This window comes from Mucilaginibacter pankratovii, assembly GCF_014773265.1.
GTDB lineage: Bacteria > Bacteroidota > Bacteroidia > Sphingobacteriales > Sphingobacteriaceae > Mucilaginibacter > Mucilaginibacter pankratovii.
On the sequence record NZ_JACWMY010000006.1, the window covers coordinates 128875 to 146075 of the forward strand.

Below are 17201 nucleotides of genomic sequence, written 5' to 3' on the forward strand. Positions count from 1 at the left end.
AAATCGTTAAAAGATAAAAGGGAACTAAAATAGTGAGGCAACGAAATAATTAACTATTATTTAATAAAAAATTAGGTATAGGTTTAATTTAATTGCCGATATTCGGGTGCAAATAATCTAAATCTTAACCACAAGGTAATTTACATCATCATTATGAAACACACACTATTTTTTATCGGACTTTTTTTAATTTTAGGCTGTTCAAAAAATCAAGGTCCTACCCGTGTTGATAACACAGCGGAACAAAAAGTTAATCCCGCTCAAACAATTAACACGGCAAATGACACAATCACCGCCGATAGCGCGGCCACTCAAATTCAGGCAGAGCGCCGCAAAACCTTAAACAGTATCTCTTGCCAGCTATCGAAAATAGGGAACGTGAATGCTTACGCACCAAGTTATTATACTGTAATCGGCACGTTTCCTTCGTCAGATGCAATACCATCTACCCAAATTCCAAAAGGCATATGGTATTCAGGTGATTATAACTTTAACAATCAAACCGATGGGAACCTGGTTGTGTACAAAACCAGTACCGGCAAAGTGTTGTGGGCAAGTAACAAATACACCACCGCTGCTACACATTTACAATTACAATCAGACCTTAACTTGGTGGTTTATCAAGGGAATACGGCAATTTTTGAATCGCAGACTTATTATTTTAAATGTGGCAGTCAAAACCCTCGAAACACAAGGCTGATTCTTACTAACCAGGGATCATTACAAATTATTGCCGATGGGTTCCAAAACAGCACGGTTGTTTTAGGCGACACCCGGACAGAAGGTGGCGTTCAAAGCCCTAATTATGGTAGCTTTTTCAAGTTGTATACCGCAAATCCCGGACCCGGAGTTTATCCGTTTCAATACTAACAAAAAACTGATTTAGTATTATTTGCTAAAACCGGGTAAATCGCAAAGTTGCGACTTACCCGGTTTTTTTGTTTTTATTGCAACCATCTAAATGAAGTTAGACTAATAAACAAGCAGATAAATTAGAGATAAGTATATTTGCCGCTTATATTAAGGCGCTACCTTCAACCCTAATGGCAACTATTTTAAATAAGGTAAAAAATGCTAAGCTATGGTATTATGTAAGAAATATCATCAGGCAGGGTATTCCCATATTGTTTTACCAGCAGGCCTTAAGCCGTAAATTGCGATCTATAAAAAATTACAACCCCGGCGCCATTGCAGATAGAGTTAACTATTATAACAAGCTCGACAAAGCGTCAGAATTAGGGCCAGCGGCAATTACCCTGGGCAACATGCCTATTTTCAAAAGCCCCAAAGCTTATAACTTTGATACCTTTGAATATACCCGCTACTTTGATAAAAATTTCAAGGCCAACTTTTTGGTTGGAGATATAACCCATGTGGCAAAAGAGCCTTCCATACAAAAAAGCCGTCCGATTTTTGGCGATAACCGAAATGCTGTTTTATTAAAACTGGATAAAAAGCGTCATTTTGTTTTTTTAGAAGACAGCATCCCGTTCACCAGTAAAAAAGATATTCTTGTAGGGCGAGGCGTTATAAGCCAACCACACCGCAAAAGGTTTATGGAAATGTATTTTGGTAACCCAATGTGCGATTTGGGAGATGTAAATAAAAGGCCGTACAATACCGCCTGGAGTAAACCCAAGCTCAGCATACAGGAACATTTGCAGTACAAATTTATCCTGAGCCTGGAAGGGAACGACGTAGCAACCAACCTGAAGTGGATAATGTCGACGAATTCCATTGCAGTTATGCCCAAGCCAAAATATGAAACCTGGTTTATGGAAGGGCGCCTTATCCCTGGCTATCATTACATCGAAATAAAAGACGATTACTCCGACCTGGAACAACAACTAAACTATTATATTGCTAATGCCGATGCTGCACAGGCCATAATCGTTAATGCAAACGAATACGTAAAGCAGTTTCTAAACAAGCAACAGGAAGGACTAATAGCCTTACTGGTATTGCAGAAATATTTTAAGTACACATCGCAAATATGAATAAGCATATCCTCATTAACCGTACAGATGCAATTGGCGATGTGGTGCTAACCTTGCCAATGGCAGGATATTTAAAAGAACTCTTTCCAGCTGCAAAGGTGTCGTTTTTGGGGAAAGCTTATACGGGGCCGGTTATTAAATGCAGCGAATTTGTTGATGAATTTATTGATTACACCCAACTTTTATCACTAAGCGATAAGGAGCAGGCCAGCTACTTATGCGCGAAGGATATTGATACCATTATCCACGTGTTCCCCAATAAGCATGTGGCGGCACTGGCAAAAAAAGCGGGCATAAAAACGCGTATAGGCACTACTAACCGCCTGTTCCATTGGTACACTTGTAATAAACTGGTGAAGCTGAGCCGAAAGAAATCGGCCCTGCACGAAGCGCAGCTTAATTTAATTCTTTTGAACCCGCTGGGGTTAAAGGAGGTGCAGCCGATTGCCGAAGTTATACGGCATAATAATTTTGCGCCTGTTGTTGAATTGCCTTCAAAATTTGCGGGACTGTTGGATGAGGGAAAATTCAACCTTATCCTCCACCCAAAATCGCACGGCAGCGGGGTAGAGTGGGGGCTGGATAAATTTAAAGAACTGGCAGAAACGCTGCCCGCTAACAACTATAAGATATTTATTACCGGCTCTGATAAAGAACAAGCTTTATTGAAACCCTGGGTAAAAACCCTCCCTGTGAACGTGATGGACCTAACCGGGCAGATGACGCTTGATGAACTGATCGCTTTCATCGGCAGGGCTGATGGTTTATTGGCATCGGGTACCGGGCCTTTGCATTTGGCGGCGGCATTGAGTGTGCATGCACTGGGGTTGTTCCCGTCTGAACGGCCTATACATCCCGGGAGATGGGCACCTGTTGGTGTAAAGGCGGAGTATATGGAGAGCGGCACCGATAATTTGGACGGTATTTCGGTAGCGATGGTTGCTGATAAAATAAATAGTTGGATATGAGCCTACCACGCATATTAGTTGCATTCGACTCGATGAGATATCCCAATACCGGGCTATTCTATTTCGGTAAGAGCTTAGGGAGTGCGCTTTTGAAGAATAATGAGGATCGGTTCGACCTGACATTTTTCCTACACCCCTCAACCACGGAGTTTGACAACGTTAATGTGCAGAAGCAATACCTTAAAAAGTACCACAAGCTATTTTACATCAACAGCAGCAACATCAACCTGTTCCACTTTACAGATCAGATACCACGGCTTAGTCCTGATAAAGTAAACGGTAAAAAAATTCTCACCATTCACGACCTTAACCAAATGCATGAAGATATCGGCGGTAAAGCAAAGGCGGCCTATCTTCAAAAGCTTGGCCGCCGGATAGCTGCCTGCGATAAAATTGTAGCTATTTCCAAATTCGCGGCTAAGGATGTGCTTCAGTACTTCCCGCATATTGAAAGTAAACTAAGCGTTATATATAATGGCGCGGATAAGCTTATCCCTGCACCCGGCCACCAGCCGGCCTACGTTCCGGCCAAGCCATTTCTATTTGCGCTGGGCATATTATCGGCAAAAAAGAATTTTCATGTATTGCCTGCTTTGCTCGCAGGTAATGATTACGAGCTAATAATATCCGGTATTAAAAGCCCATACGAAGCGGACATCCTTGCGCAGGCAAAAAAATATAACTGCCTTGATCGGGTGAAGCTAACAGGCCCGGTAAGCGAGGCTGATAAAGCTTGGTATTATCAGCATTGCGAAGCTTTCGTTTTTCCATCGCTGGCTGAAGGCTTTGGCTTGCCGGTGGTAGAAGCCATGCATTTTGGCAAGCCCGTATTTTTATCTAACCATACGTCGTTGCCTGAAGTTGGCGGTGATGCGGCGTTTTATTTTAAGAGTTTCGATGCTGAAGATATGCGTCAGGTAATGCAAAATGGCTTAAAGCACTTTGCTGAAAACCAGGGTGCCGAAAAAGCCATGGCCAACGCGGCAAAATATAACTGGGATGATACGGCCCGGCAATACCTCGCCCTTTACAGCGAATGCCTGGCCTTGTAGCTTAATTTAACCTTTTTTTGGTCCTCAAACTATCTTTAAACAGCCGGAACCGGTACCGCAGCCAAATCTTTAGCCCGAAGTTTTTGAATATCAGCGCCGATTTATCCGCCTCGAAAACTTTATCAAGCGATTGACCGGATGCTCCGGTATAGGCAAAATTGGCGATGGTATGATGGCGGTACACAAATTTAAGCTCCTTATCGCCGAGGCATTGCATGTTCAGCGCGAAATCGGCGGAGGTAGGGTATTTTAAATTGTAGCTATATTTCTCGAATACCACCTTTGGATAAAATATCGACTGCTGGATAATACCCACCTTGGCCAGATAATACCGGCTTACCGGCCCCAGCGGAGGCAAACCACGTGTAAGTACCGAGCCATAGTAAACAGTATCAGGAGATTTCAACTCCTCGGCCATGGCAGAGAAACCGGGTAATAATTCATCATCCGCTCCTAAAAAATAAATAAAATCTCCTGTTGTATGCTGCAACGCTTTATTCATGGCGTAGTAAATGCCATCGTCGGGCTCGCTTTTCCAAAAGGTAATCCTTAAGCTATTTGCCTTTAATATATCCTGTGTGCCATCGCTGCTGTTGCCATCTATAACCACCAGTTCCAGGTTAGGGTACGTTTGCGCAAATACACTATCCAGGCAGGCCTGCAGGGTTGCAGCGGCATTATAAGTAACAATAATTATGCTCAGTTTATTCTCCAATGCGCTTTACGGGGCTTTGTTAATCCTGTTATATTTGCCCTTCTTTGTGCAAAGTAAATATTTAAGCTATTAAAGAAAGAAAAATGATTTCACGCAAAGACGCGGAACCGCGAAGATTTCGAACTTTGACTTTGCGCCTTAGCGGTTTTGCGAGAGAAAAAATCGTTAGTTCACTAAGCTAATTTTATAATTATTAATGGCCCAAAACCGGAACTTATTCAGGCTTACCCGCTTTATTTTATTAAAGCTGCCCTACCTGTTCAGGTTTTTGGCGCTGGTCAGAAAAACGCCCGGTAAACGCCTGCTCATTATCAAGGCAGATGCCATTGGCGATTATATCCTGTTCCGCAATTTTATTGAGCAGGTAAAAAAAACAGCCAAATACAAAGATCACGAGATTGAATTGCTGGGCAACACAGCCTGGGAAAGCCTCGCGATGGTTTACGATAGCAAGGATTTAGCTAACAGCTACTTCATCAGCCCCAATAAAATAGCGTATGAACCCCTGGCTATTATTAAACTGGGTTGGGCATTGTTCAAACGGAACTATGCCGTCGTACTCAACCCATCCAGCACCCGCACATTTATTGCCGATGGCTTTGCCGGATTAACTTCCGCCCGGCAAATTATCGGTTTCGAAAGCGATTTTGAGGGGATGCCGAAAAAGTACAAAGTAAAAACGGATAAATTCTATACCACCAAATTACTGCTGCCTGCGGGTGTTTACCACGAGTTCCATCGCAATAATTTTTATTTTTCAACCGTGCTGCATCAAACAATAGCGCTTCCAAAGCCCGTCATACCATTTGAAAGCAAGGCCCGTACAGGCATTATGATCTTCCCCGGTGCGGGCTTAAAAAAAAGGGGCTGGGAACCCGAAAAATTTGCCAACCTGATCAAACTCATCCGGCAGCAAACCACAGCAGCTATTTATATTGCCGGAGGGCCGGATGAAACCTCCGTGAACCAGCTCATCTGCCACATGGCTGCGTCGGATAACGTAATTGATATCACCGGTAAAACCACGCTGCCGCAATTAATAGAACAGGTTGCGGTTTCTTCGTTAGTTATCGCTAATGATAGCAGCGCCATCCACATGGCTGTTTCGGTGGATACGCCTTCGGTTTGTATTACCGGCGGTGGGCATTTCAACAGGTTTGTGCCGTACCCAGCCGGTATTGCGGGCGGCCCTGCCTGCGTTTACCAAAAAATGGACTGCTACTACTGCAACTGGATCTGCATATACCAAACCCAACCGCAGGAGCGTTTCCCTTGCATCAGTATTGTTACGGTTGATATGGCATGGCAGGTTATGCAGCCTTTGTTGCGCCCGTAAATGCACCATACGGGTAATTGGCTAATTACTGCTAACTTTGCACCTCTATATTATTTTTAATGAAGACCTATTTTCGTCTGCTTTCTTTTGCTAACCCCATTGCCCGGTTTGCTGTTCCTTATATCATATCCACCGTACTTTACGTAATTTTCAGTACCAGCGTATTGGTTTTGCTGGGGCCGTTAATGAACACGCTGTTTGATGTGAGTAAAGATAGCGTCCACGCAGTTGCAGAAGTTTTGAAGAAGCCATCGATGCTTGATCTTTCCGGCTGGTTTAAATATTACCTCCAATATTTTTTAACCAATTACGATAGGTGGGCGGCCCTCAAATTTGTGTGCGCCGTAATTGTGGTATCTGTGTTCCTGGGGAACCTTTTTCGTTATATTTCGCAGCGTATTATGGAGAATTTACGTGTGTACACCCTGCTTAATTTGCGCCGCGCCGTATTTAATAACGTGATGAACCTGCACATGGCTTATTTTAATAACGAGCGTAAAGGCGATATCATTACCAAGGTATCATCAGACGTGCAGGTGGTGCAATTTTCTGTAACCAGCACTTTGCAGGTTGCTTTTAAAGAGCCTTTGCAACTGGTCGCCTTTCTCGTAGCACTGTTTTTAATATCGGTAAAACTAACGCTCATTTCGCTACTGGTTATCCCTATATCGGGCTTTATTATCTCCCGTATTGTGAAACGCCTAAAATCGCAGGCGGTGGCAGGGCAGGAATCTTACGCCAACATGATCAGTTATTTGGATGAAGCACTATCCGGCATAAAAATCATCAAGGCTTTTAACGCTACCGATTTTATTAAGGACCGGTTTGATAACGAGAATAAAAAGTATTCAAAAATATCCAAATCGATAGCTAAGCGCCAGCAACTGGCGTCGCCGGTATCTGAGAGTTTATCTATCACCATGGTGGCATTTATCATGCTTTATGGCGGTTATATGATCTACAACAATACGTCCGAGCTTGATCCCGGGCATTTTGTGGCCTATATCGCCCTGTTTTCGCAGCTGATGCGCCCTGCAAAAGCGCTTACCGATTCTTTTAGCAACATCCACTCGGGCATTGCTGCCGGTGAGCGCGTGCTGGCACTGATAGATGAAAAACCCGCGGTTACCGATGCCAAAAACGCTGTAGTCTTAAGCAGTTTCAACGATGCCATCCAATTCGAGAACGTCACTTTCGCGTACCAGGAAAAACAGGTTTTATCCAACGTAAATATCACTATCCCCAAAGGTAAATCGGTAGCCCTGGTTGGCCCCTCAGGTGGTGGTAAATCTACCATGATGGATCTCATCCCCCGTTTTATGGATCCGCAGGAGGGTACGATAACTGTGGATGGCCAGGATATTAAACAGGTAACGGCAAACTCGCTGCGCGGCTTAATGGGCGTGGTGAACCAGGAATCGCTGCTGTTTAACGATACTGTTTACAACAACATCGCCTTTGGCAAAAAAGATGTTACGCCCGAAGAAGTGGAGGCTGCAGCCCGTATTGCCAATGCCCATCATTTTATTTTGGAAACGGATAACGGCTACCAAACCAACGTGGGCGACCGGGGAGCCAAACTCTCCGGCGGACAGAGGCAGCGCATTTGTATCGCCCGCGCGGTGCTCAACAATCCGCCTATTATGCTGCTGGACGAGGCCACTTCGGCCCTGGATACCGAATCGGAAAAACTGGTGCAGGATGCGTTGAATAACCTGATGAAGAACCGTACATCGCTTATCATCGCGCACCGTTTAAGCACCATCCAAAACGCCGATAAGATCATCGTACTGGAGGCAGGCAAGGTGATAGAAGAAGGCACGCATCAACAGTTATTGGCGCAAAACGGCCTGTACCGCAAGCTGATAGATATGCAAACGTTTAACGCCGATTAAACACTAATTGCCATTCAAGTATGGTTCATCTGATCATTACAACCGCAAACATTACCGAAGCTTTTGGGGTGCGGAAACAACAGTACGTTGAATCGATAGAGGCTGCCTTAAAGTATGCTGCCTTTTTTGATACTTATACCATTTTGGAGTGTTTTTCGGAAAAAGAAGCGTACCTGGATAAATACAATACCTTTTACAGCCGGGAGGGTAACCCTTATCGTGACAAAGGGCTAAATGAAATGAACCATCTGCGTGCATTTCTGGAGCAATCTCCTTTGGCTGACGATGACTCCATAATAAAGTTATCAGGAAAGTATGTTATTGAAGAACCGTACTTTTTTGAGACGCTGCACCAGTTGCACCACGAGTATGATAGCATGTTTAAAAACGACAATGATGTTTATGTAGGTAATGGCTATCATACTTTTTTTTATTACATGAAAAAAAAGCTGTTTCTTGATGCTATTGGCAATATTGATTTCTCGGTAGAAAACAACCGGCCTATAGAATGGGATATGAAAAGTTTTTTAATGGTTAAAGACAGGCATATAGAAATTGACAGATTAGGGTTGTTGGCACGACAGGGTACCAATTCCGAAAAAATATTCCGCTGTTAATTGAATTAGCCTCCCGGCTTAAATAAATACCTTTGCATTTATGAGTGAGATTCATCCGCCATATTATACCCAATCCCCGGTGCTATTTATTGTATTTAACCGCCCGGGGCTTACTGCGCGGGTTTTTGAGAAGATAAAAGAGGCGCAGCCGGCGAAGTTATATATTGCAGCAGATGGTGCGCGCAATAGCCGCGAAGGAGAGGATGAACTATGCCGCCAAACCCGCGAAGTAGTCAGCAAGATAGATTGGCCCTGTGAGGTTAAAACGTGTTACCGGGAAAATAACCTGGGTTGCAAAGAGGCAGTATCATCTGCCGTGACCTGGTTTTTTCAGCAGGAAGAAGAAGGGATAGTACTGGAGGACGACTGCCTGCCCGTGAACGGCTTTTTTAAATTTTGCGACGAATTGCTGGAACTTTATCGCCATGATACCCGCATCCGCCACATCACCGGCTGCAATTTGCAGCGGGGAAAAAAATGGGGCGCCGCCAGCTACTATTTCTCTAACATTACCCATGTGTGGGGCTGGGCAGGCTGGCGCAGGGTATGGGATGGATACGATAAGGAGCTAAGCCAGTACAGCGAAAGCGAGGCCGAACACCAACTGGCAAATATATTTAGCCACCCCATGGTGGTAGAAGACTGGACAAATACCTTTAAGCGCGTAAAGGCCGGCGAAATTGATACCTGGGATTACCAATACGGTTTCCTTAATTATTTTAACAATAGCCTTTGCATCATCCCCAACCAAAACCTCATTAGCAATATAGGCTTCGGTGCAAACTCTACCCATACCAGCGACGCGAATAACCCCAACGCAAATATCCCGACTGAAGAAATCGGTAGCCTTACGCACCCGCAATATTTCCTGCCCGAAAAGCAAGCCGATTTTTTTACAATGGACCAGGACCTGAGTATCGCCAAACGTGTGAGGCGCAACAAAAGGCCTAACCGGAGAATTAAGCGCTGGTTTAAAACGCTATTCAAATAAAAAAAGCCACCCTTTTAACCAGATGGCTTTGATCTATTATCGATCTGCTATTTTTATTGGAACTTAAACCCTAAACCAATCTGAAAAACCTGGTTACGGTAATCGGGTATGCCGGAGTTTGCGTCGCCGCGGTTCTGGTTAAAATCAAGCGCGTAGCGGAAACGGAGCTCGGCGTTGCGGTTAAGATCGAAACCAACACCAATTAAGCCCGATAGGTAACTTTTGTCGCGCAGGCCGTCGTAATTATCACGGTAAATGGTGCTAAAGCCATCATCGTAAGTATTGCGGGTTGATGTTTGGAAGGTAAGCTGCGGGCCAACTACAATGTTAAAACCCCGGGTTATACGTAACTTGGCAAGCAGGGGAATATCGATAAAATTGGTGCGCTGGCGGAAGGTACCATCCGGTGTTTCGGCCTTGTAGCCTTTTTGCGAGAATAAAAATTCCGGCGCGAATGACAGCGGGTAAGCAATGGGTACTTCAAATGTTAAACCGATATGCGCGCCTGCTACGCTGCTGGTGCTAAAATCGGCGTTGTAGGCATCAACCGTATTGCTGATGTTTAAACCACCGGCAATACCCACCTTGGGTTTGTACCAATCATCCACCTGGCGGTAGCGTTGCGGTTGTCCCTGGCGTGGCAGGTGCCTTACGACACGGCGCGGGTAACGGCGGGGGCCATCCTGCGCATTCACCGAGGCCGCAATGGTAAGCAGGCCTATCGCTAAAAAGAGTAATTTTTTCATGTTTTTTTGATGTTTATTGAAGCTGTTAAGGCATAAGCTGCCCGCGCCGCTTACTGGTTATGTTGATTTTTTATACTCCATAGAGTGATTTTTTTCGTTAAGGTTTATTTTGTGTTGCGATAAATATGAGCGGGCCGGTGTTTGTATCGGCTTTTTTACAAGTGCGGCTAAATCGCCCGGTGAATTTACTCACCCCGACTACGCTTCGCTGGTCGACCCTCTCTACCTTCGGTAACGAGGGTAGGAAGAAATACCTTTTTTGAACCCTCTTTGCGCAGCAGAGAGGGTGGTTGAGCGTAGCAATGACCAGGTGAGTCAAATCGCCAGGCGGCATATGCGCCATGTTTCGGACATCGCAGGTTTCAACCCGGAGGCATCACGTTACCGTAATATTACCCTCTTAAAAAAACAATTACCCGTTTTTAAGATTTAAGCTACATTTACCATTACAATGCAGTTGAAAAAATACTTTAGCCATACCCTCGTCTTCGCCCTTGTTTTAATAGCCGATAGCAGTTTTGCGCAAAAGGCCAGCCTCATCAGTTCGCTCGCGCAGCAAAACCAATGGGTAGATTCTGTTTACGATAAACTGAACCGCAGGCAGCGCATTGGCCAGCTATTTTTTGTGCGCGCCCATACCAACCGCGGGCAGGCCTATTCCGATTCGGTGGGGAAGGTGATCAAAAAAGAACATGTTGGGGGGCTGGTGTTTTTCCAGGGCGGGCCGGGCAGGCAGGCCAATTTGGTTAACCAATACCAACAGATCTCGCGCATCCCCCTGCTTATTGCTATGGATGGCGAATGGGGCCTGGGCATGCGGCTGGATTCTACCATATCATACCCATACCAGATGGCGCTTGGTGCCATACAGGATAATAACCTTATTTACAAAATGGGGCAGGCGGTAGCCTATGATTTTAAACGACTTGGGGTGCAGATCAACTTCGCGCCCGATTTTGATGTGAACAACAACCCCAATAACCCGGTGATCAATTACCGTTCGTTTGGCGATAACAAATACAATGTGGCCCGAAAGGGGATAGCTTATGCCAAAGGGATGCAGGATGCCGGCCTCATCGCGATAGCAAAACATTTCCCGGGGCATGGCGATACCAATGTAGATTCGCACTTCGATCTGCCTTTGCTGCCCTTTACACGCGAAAGGCTGGATTCGCTGGAAATGTACCCCTTTCACGAAGCCATCAACGCGGGCATTGGCGGCGTAATGATAGCCCATATGGCCATTCCCGCGCTGGATACCACTAAGAACCTCCCGTCCACTTTATCGCGCCCCATTATTACCGATATATTAAAAGATTCGCTGATGTTTAAAGGCCTGGTGGCATCTGATGCGATGGAGATGAAAGGCGTAACCAAATACTTCCCCAACGGCGAGGCCGACCTGAAAACCTTTATGGCTGGTATGGACCTGATAGAACTATCGGAGAACTCCAAAAACGCCGCCAAGCTCATCCGCAAGGAAGTGCGTAAAAAACACATCGCCCCCGAAGAATTTGAGGCGAAGGTTAAAAAGATCTTAGCTGCCAAATACTGGGCCGGATTAAGCAACTACACGCCCGTTGTTACCGAAAATTTATTGCAGGACCTTAACCGCCCAGCCGCTACCGAACTGGTACAGCAACTAAGCGATGCTGCCATTACGCTGATAAAAGGCGATAGCCGCCTGCTGAAACAGGATACGTCTAAGAAAACAGCCATTGTAAGCATCGGCGTAACCGGGCAAACGGTTTTTCAGCAGGAACTTTCCAAAAAATATCCTAATAGCATGTTGTTTTTGGTTGGCAAGGATACACCAGTATCAGCCTTAAACAAAATGCTCGAGTCGATAAAGCAGTACGACCAGGTGTTTGTAGGCATCCACGATACCCGCCTGCGCCCCGCAAGCAAGCTGGACTACAGTAGCGACGTAAAGCTGCTGATTGCCGAGCTGGCCGCTAAAAATAATTCGGTAATAAGTGTTTTTGCCAATGCCTATACCATTGCCGGCCTGCCGGGGATAGAAAAAAGCGGGGCTATTTTAGTGGCATATCAAAAGGATGATGCGATGCAGCGTGCGGCGGTAAAAGCCATAACCGGGCAAATTAAGCCAACCGGCAAACTACCCGTAAGCGTAAATACATTCTTCCCAACCGGCACGGGGCAGAACCAGTTATAGTTCCACAGCTTTTTTAAAGGTGTTATCGCCCTCGTTCAGTACGCGATAGTACGCGTTATTGCCCCATTTAAAACGCGCGGTGTTGGCCTTAAGCAAGGTTTTAATGATGTTGGCAGATAGCTGCAGTTCCCTCGGGTCTACCTGTTCCAAACTTTTTGCCGAGTACTGGATAAAGGCGTTAAACTCAGTATCAGTTATGTTGAATTGTTTTACAAAGTCTTTTTCGGTACTAAAGTTTTTTAGCGTCGGCTGCATCTTATCTATTACATAAGCGGTAAATAACTGCTTATCGGCAAGGTCCGATAATAACTGCGTATCGCGGGTGGTATCGGCAGGTACAAAAACATCGGGCATAATGCCGCCCGAGCTAAACACCTTGCGCCCGTTGGATGTATGATAAGTAGATGCGCCAACAAAGGCGCTATCGGCAAGACTGTTGCCTGCGGATAATAGCTCTCCTTTGCGTATCCGGTTGGCCAGTTCTGCATGATAGCTCCGGATGCCGTTTTTATAAGATTTTTGTATCGACCTGCCGGATGGGGTGTAATACCTGGCAACGGTAAGGTTAACGGCCGTGCCATCCCCAAACGGGAATTGCTGCTGAACCAGGCCTTTGCCAAAGGAACGCCTGCCTACAATGGTAGCGCGGTCGAGATCTTGCAACGCGCCCGCCAATATTTCGCTCGCACTGGCCGAGTATTCATCGATAAGGATGCTGAGCTTACCCTGTTCGTAACTGCCCGAATCGGTAGCGAAATAATCTGTACGGGGTTCGTGGGCGCCTTTGGTGTAAACGATCAGTTTGTCTTTTGGCAAAAATTCATCGGCCATGGCGGTTGCGGTATTGAGGTAGCCGCCGCCGTTGCCGCGCAGATCCAACACCAGTTTTTGCATCCCGTCCAGCTTTAAATTGGTAAGCGCTTCCCTAAAATCCTTATCGGTAGTAGAAGCAAACTTGCTTATTTTGATGTAGCCCGTAGTGCCCGATATGAAGTAGGCATCCAAGCTGCTGAGCGTTACCCGCCCGCGTTTAATGAGGTAGTTTTTCTTTAGTCCGTTGTTTTTTTCTACAGTGAGCGTTACCTGCGAATCCTTCTCGCCCCTGAATGTCTTGCTGATGCGTGGCTGGGTAAGTTTAGTGCCCGAGAACGGTGCGCCATCTACCAAAAGCACTTTATCGCCCGTGCTCAGTCCGGCTTTTGCCGCCGGGCCGCCGGGATAAACCTGCGTAACAAAAAGGGTATCGCGGAGTATCTGGTACTCCAGGCCGATGCCGTTAAAGCCGCCCTGCAGCCGTTCGTTAATGGTTTGCGCCTGTTGCGCCGGCAGATATACCGAATGCGGATCGAGGTTTTGCAGCATATCGTTTACCGTAACACCCGCTATGCTGTCCACATCCACCGAATCTACATAGTTTTGATTGACCAGCGCCAGCACTTTGGAGATCTTATCATCGCTGCGCGAAAAACTGAGGCCAAAATGGCGGCCGGCAAAATTATTATCAGTAATGATGATGCCGATGGTTACCCCGATAAGCAAGAGGATGATGGTCCGGAAAATAACGCCCGCAGTTTGTTTCATGTAGTAATTGCCTTGCAAATTTAATCAATAAGCTTTATAGCCTATAATTTATATCATCTTCTTTGTTAACGCTTTGGTTCAAATAAGCTCCGCCGAAGCCTCATCCCAACCCTTCTCCAAAGGAGAAGGGCTTAAACAACCGTTAAATTAAAATCCTCTCCTTTGGAGAGGATTATTCCATGAGGGCTTCGCCGTTTAGGTGAGGCTAAGTGCGAATGCCTAATTATACCTACGTATTTATACGCTTTTTGGACTCCATAAGCACTTCCCGCGGAAGATTATTTTAAACCATAATGCCGCATCTTCTTTGCTTTGATGTTTTTTATTCAATTTTGTTAAAATTATTTTGCGCTAAATGGAAATTACTACCGAAAAGGATTCGAAATACAACAGCCTGGAGAAAATGCCGCTGTTAGAGATCCTCCAAAATATCAATAACGAAGACAAAACCGTGCCACTGGCAGTTGAGAAAGCGCTGGAGCAGATAGAAGACCTGGCCACCATCGTTACCGAAAAAATGCGTATTGGCGGCAGGTTGTTTTACATTGGCGCCGGCACCAGCGGCAGGCTGGGCGTGGTAGATGCATCGGAATGCCCACCCACGTTTGGAGTACCCTTCGATCTGGTGGTTGGTATCATTGCCGGCGGCGATAATGCTATCCGCCGCGCAGTAGAATTTGCCGAAGACGACCGCGAACAGGCCTGGGAAGACCTGATGGAGTTTGACATTAACGAAAAGGACGTGGTGGTAGGCATAGCGGCATCGGGCACTACGCCTTATGTTATCGGCGGTTTGCAAAAAGCCAACGACCATAATATTGCCACCGGCTGTATTGTATGCAATGCCAAAAGCCCGGTTGCTGCAGAAGCGCAGTACCCTGTGGAAGTAATAGTGGGACCCGAGTTTGTAACCGGCAGCACCCGTATGAAGGCAGGCACCGCCCAAAAGCTGGTTTTAAATATGCTGAGCACAAGCGTGATGATACAGCTGGGCCGTGTAAAGGGTAATAAAATGGTGGATATGCAGTTAAGCAATAACAAACTGGTAGACCGCGGCGCGCGCATGGTAATGAGCGAAACCGGCCTGAGCCATGCAGCCGCAGCAGCGTTATTGAAACAGCACGGTAGTGTTAGAAAGGCCGTAGAAGCAACAAAGAAATAAGAACAAAAAAATCAAAAAGCCTCACCCCTTCAGGGGGAGGTTGGAGGGGGAATGCACGAGATAGAACCATATTACAAATGGCGAGATGATTACATAGCGGCGGAAGACGAGTACTCGCCTTTTTATGCCACTACGTACAACGAGTTTGAATTTGATAAACAGATATACAATTACCTGCTGCACCCGCAGTGGGATTCCTTTGGCTCCAACACGCTGTATCTAAAAGTTTTGTTTGTTGATTACGACAGGGGCTACAGCATCATCGAACTGATAGGCGAATGGAACGATGCCATCAATAACGATATCATGCTGCTGAAGCGCGAGATCCTGGAGCTGATGATAGACCAGGGCATCAACAAATTTGTGTTGATAGGCGAGAATGTTTTAAACTTCCATCACTCTGATGACAGCTATTACGAAGAATGGTTTCAGGATGTGGAAGATGGCTGGATAGCCGGTGTCAATTTTCAGGAACACGTGATCAAAGAATTCAAGAACAGCAACATCGATTACTACATCAACTTTGGCGGGCAGTTGGATGAACTAAACTGGCGCACCTTAAAGCCCGTGCAGCTGTTTAAAAAAGTAGAAGAGCAGCTAATGAAAAGATTGAATTGAGATGATGTTGCAATCGTAACATCAGTATAAAAACGGCGTTTAAACATTACAACTTTTAAACCTTAAAACGTTTCAACAATCACTATATTCGTATTAAATAATTTTTTATAAAAAAATGGAAACTAAAACTTCAGACTTCGTTTACGATAACGTCAGCCATATTGAAAACGCAGACGCATCTCGTAAATTTATAGCAAACGTATTTATGTGGATGTTTGTGGCATTGGGCATTTCTGCCTTGTGTACTTACGCCTTCGCTTTTGTGCCCGAGTTGAGCGGGATGCTTCGCAATAATATCACCGGTAAAAATAACCTTTTGGGTACAGTGGTAATGTTTGCGCCACTTGCCTTTGTAATGGTGATCTCTTTTGGATTTAATAAACTGAGCTATTTTACAGCGGTGCTTTTATTCTTCGCTTTTTCGGCGGTAATGGGAATAAGCCTCAGCTACATATTTTTGATCTACTCTATCGGTACCATATCAGGCGTTTTTGTAACGTCTTCTATTGTATTTGGCGTAATGGCAGTAGGCGGTTACATCACCCACCAGGATCTTACCAAATTCGGTTCTATCATGATCATGCTGTTGGTAGGTATCATCGTAGCCAGCTTCCTTAACTTTTTCATCGGCAGCAGCGGCCTCGACCTGATCATCAGCTATGTAGGTGTAGCCGTTTTTGTTGGTTTAACCGCTTATGATGTGCAAAAATTGAAACGCATCGGCGCAGGTTTAGAGTATGGCGCTGCATCTACCAAGAAAATGGCCATTTTAGGCGCGCTGACCTTATATCTTGATTTTGTGAACCTTTTCCTGATGTTACTGCGCGTGTTTGGCGGCAACAGGAGATAATGAGACTAGCTGATACTGATCTTTAAAAGCCGCCTTGTGCGGCTTTTTTTATTTAAGCTTGCCTCTCGTCCCATAAATGGGACGGCAATGAAGGTGGGGTAGCAGATAAGTAAACCGGTAAAATACACCCAATGCCCCAGAATCCCACCTTCATTGCCGTCGGTTTCAACCGACGATAGTGGGCTAAATCTTGCCCTAAGACAACTTCATTTTCCTCCAACCCGCATTCCCTTGCACATTACAACATTAATATTCATATTTGTAATGCTTATGGAGAAAGGCGGAGGGATTAGACCCTGCGATGTCTTGGCAACCTGTGCTTACAAGGTGCTACATTCTACTTAGCCGGGAGAAATCGGTTAGGAAAGATAAGCGAAGGTCATTTAGTTATACCCTGACTTTTCGAGATAAGCTACGTTTTTGGGATTACACCGATTTTGGTTGATTACACCGATTAGCTTTAGATTACACCGATTTTTGCAGAAAATAATCGGTGT

The 17201-nt window shown here is 45.4% G+C and carries 15 protein-coding genes and 1 riboswitch; of the genes, 12 read left to right on the forward strand and 3 right to left on the reverse strand.

All coding sequences use genetic code 11. The features are described from left to right. Positions 1-153 precede the first annotated feature (153 nt). The 4 genes from IDJ77_RS13225 to IDJ77_RS13240 all read left to right on the forward strand — a co-directional run bounded on the left by IDJ77_RS13225 (position 154) and on the right by IDJ77_RS13240 (position 4017). Positions 154-870: a hypothetical protein gene (locus tag IDJ77_RS13225; protein WP_191189436.1), complete on the forward strand. Its 717-nt coding sequence runs from the start codon at positions 154-156 to the stop codon at positions 868-870. A gap of 173 nt (positions 871-1043) precedes the next feature. After that, positions 1044-1997, forward strand: a complete 954-nt coding sequence (locus IDJ77_RS13230) for a glycosyl transferase family 90 (protein WP_191189437.1) — start codon at positions 1044-1046, stop codon at positions 1995-1997. Further along, positions 1994-2965 (forward strand): glycosyltransferase family 9 protein, encoded by a 972-nt coding sequence (locus tag IDJ77_RS13235; RefSeq protein WP_191189438.1) that lies wholly within the window; start codon positions 1994-1996, stop codon positions 2963-2965. The genes IDJ77_RS13230 and IDJ77_RS13235 overlap by 4 nt, the downstream gene beginning before the upstream one ends. Continuing rightward, on the forward strand, positions 2962-4017 hold the full coding sequence (locus IDJ77_RS13240; protein WP_191189439.1) for a glycosyltransferase family 4 protein: 1056 nt from the start codon (positions 2962-2964) through the stop codon (positions 4015-4017). Before IDJ77_RS13235 ends, IDJ77_RS13240 begins: the two co-directional genes overlap by 4 nt. A 1-nt stretch (position 4018) precedes the next feature. Here the strand turns inward: IDJ77_RS13240 and IDJ77_RS13245 are convergent, their stop codons facing one another. Continuing rightward, complete coding sequence (locus tag IDJ77_RS13245) at positions 4019-4732, reverse strand: glycosyltransferase family 2 protein (protein ID WP_191189440.1); 714 nt, start codon at positions 4730-4732, stop codon at positions 4019-4021. 196 nt (positions 4733-4928) lie between these two features. On the opposite strand from IDJ77_RS13245, the gene IDJ77_RS13250 reads away from it, so the two are divergent. Genes IDJ77_RS13250 through IDJ77_RS13265 form a run of 4 tightly spaced genes read left to right on the forward strand, consistent with a single transcriptional unit; the run spans position 4929 to position 9571 of the window. After that, positions 4929-6068, forward strand: a complete 1140-nt coding sequence (locus IDJ77_RS13250; RefSeq protein ID WP_191189441.1) for a glycosyltransferase family 9 protein — start codon at positions 4929-4931, stop codon at positions 6066-6068. Between the two features lie 59 nt (positions 6069-6127). After that, a complete protein-coding gene (locus IDJ77_RS13255; RefSeq protein ID WP_191189442.1) occupies positions 6128-7963 on the forward strand; it encodes an ABC transporter ATP-binding protein in 1836 nt (611 codons plus the stop codon). Positions 7964-7983: 20 nt separating this feature from the next. Beyond that, positions 7984-8580, forward strand: a complete 597-nt coding sequence (locus tag IDJ77_RS13260; RefSeq protein WP_191189443.1) for a hypothetical protein — start codon at positions 7984-7986, stop codon at positions 8578-8580. A gap of 40 nt (positions 8581-8620) precedes the next feature. Continuing rightward, complete coding sequence (locus IDJ77_RS13265) at positions 8621-9571, forward strand: nucleotide-diphospho-sugar transferase (RefSeq protein WP_191189444.1); 951 nt, start codon at positions 8621-8623, stop codon at positions 9569-9571. A gap of 53 nt (positions 9572-9624) precedes the next feature. Here the strand turns inward: IDJ77_RS13265 and IDJ77_RS13270 are convergent, their stop codons facing one another. Next, entirely contained in the window at positions 9625-10317 is a 693-nt protein-coding gene (locus IDJ77_RS13270) for a porin family protein (RefSeq protein ID WP_191189445.1), read from the reverse strand. Between the two features lie 451 nt (positions 10318-10768). Here IDJ77_RS13270 and IDJ77_RS13275 point away from each other — a divergent pair, with 451 nt between their 5' ends. Beyond that, complete coding sequence (locus tag IDJ77_RS13275; protein ID WP_191189446.1) at positions 10769-12493, forward strand: glycoside hydrolase family 3 protein; 1725 nt, start codon at positions 10769-10771, stop codon at positions 12491-12493. Here IDJ77_RS13275 and IDJ77_RS13280 read toward each other — a convergent pair. Continuing rightward, entirely contained in the window at positions 12488-14074 is a 1587-nt protein-coding gene (locus IDJ77_RS13280) for a S41 family peptidase (protein WP_191189447.1), read from the reverse strand. The two genes, IDJ77_RS13275 and IDJ77_RS13280, sit on opposite strands and share 6 nt — an antisense overlap. A 355-nt stretch (positions 14075-14429) precedes the next feature. Between IDJ77_RS13280 and murQ the strand changes: the two genes are divergently transcribed. From murQ to IDJ77_RS13295, 3 genes are all read left to right on the forward strand, one after another. Beyond that, the gene (murQ, locus tag IDJ77_RS13285; RefSeq protein WP_191189448.1) at positions 14430-15236 is read left to right on the forward strand and encodes an N-acetylmuramic acid 6-phosphate etherase; all 807 of its coding nucleotides are present in this window, start codon (positions 14430-14432) and stop codon (positions 15234-15236) included. A 51-nt stretch (positions 15237-15287) separates the two neighbouring features. Further along, entirely contained in the window at positions 15288-15854 is a 567-nt protein-coding gene (locus tag IDJ77_RS13290) for a hypothetical protein (protein WP_191189449.1), read from the forward strand. Between the two features lie 115 nt (positions 15855-15969). Beyond that, entirely contained in the window at positions 15970-16704 is a 735-nt protein-coding gene (locus IDJ77_RS13295) for a Bax inhibitor-1/YccA family protein (protein ID WP_191189450.1), read from the forward strand. A gap of 265 nt (positions 16705-16969) precedes the next feature. Further along, positions 16970-17079: riboswitch (SAM riboswitch) on the forward strand. Positions 17080-17201 lie beyond the last annotated feature (122 nt).

Coding starts and splice junctions, on each gene's coding strand:
- IDJ77_RS13225 (WP_191189436.1), top strand. CDS start 154: ATGAAACACACACTATTTTTTATCGGACTTTTTTTAATTTTAGGCTGT.
- IDJ77_RS13230 (WP_191189437.1), top strand. CDS start 1,044: ATGGCAACTATTTTAAATAAGGTAAAAAATGCTAAGCTATGGTATTAT.
- IDJ77_RS13235 (WP_191189438.1), top strand. CDS start 1,994: ATGAATAAGCATATCCTCATTAACCGTACAGATGCAATTGGCGATGTG.
- IDJ77_RS13240 (WP_191189439.1), top strand. CDS start 2,962: ATGAGCCTACCACGCATATTAGTTGCATTCGACTCGATGAGATATCCC.
- IDJ77_RS13250 (WP_191189441.1), top strand. CDS start 4,929: ATGGCCCAAAACCGGAACTTATTCAGGCTTACCCGCTTTATTTTATTA.
- IDJ77_RS13255 (WP_191189442.1), top strand. CDS start 6,128: ATGAAGACCTATTTTCGTCTGCTTTCTTTTGCTAACCCCATTGCCCGG.
- IDJ77_RS13260 (WP_191189443.1), top strand. CDS start 7,984: ATGGTTCATCTGATCATTACAACCGCAAACATTACCGAAGCTTTTGGG.
- IDJ77_RS13265 (WP_191189444.1), top strand. CDS start 8,621: ATGAGTGAGATTCATCCGCCATATTATACCCAATCCCCGGTGCTATTT.
- IDJ77_RS13270 (WP_191189445.1), bottom strand. CDS start 10,317: ATGAAAAAATTACTCTTTTTAGCGATAGGCCTGCTTACCATTGCGGCC.
- IDJ77_RS13275 (WP_191189446.1), top strand. CDS start 10,769: ATGCAGTTGAAAAAATACTTTAGCCATACCCTCGTCTTCGCCCTTGTT.
- IDJ77_RS13280 (WP_191189447.1), bottom strand. CDS start 14,074: ATGAAACAAACTGCGGGCGTTATTTTCCGGACCATCATCCTCTTGCTT.
- murQ (WP_191189448.1), top strand. CDS start 14,430: ATGGAAATTACTACCGAAAAGGATTCGAAATACAACAGCCTGGAGAAA.
- IDJ77_RS13290 (WP_191189449.1), top strand. CDS start 15,288: ATGCACGAGATAGAACCATATTACAAATGGCGAGATGATTACATAGCG.
- IDJ77_RS13295 (WP_191189450.1), top strand. CDS start 15,970: ATGGAAACTAAAACTTCAGACTTCGTTTACGATAACGTCAGCCATATT.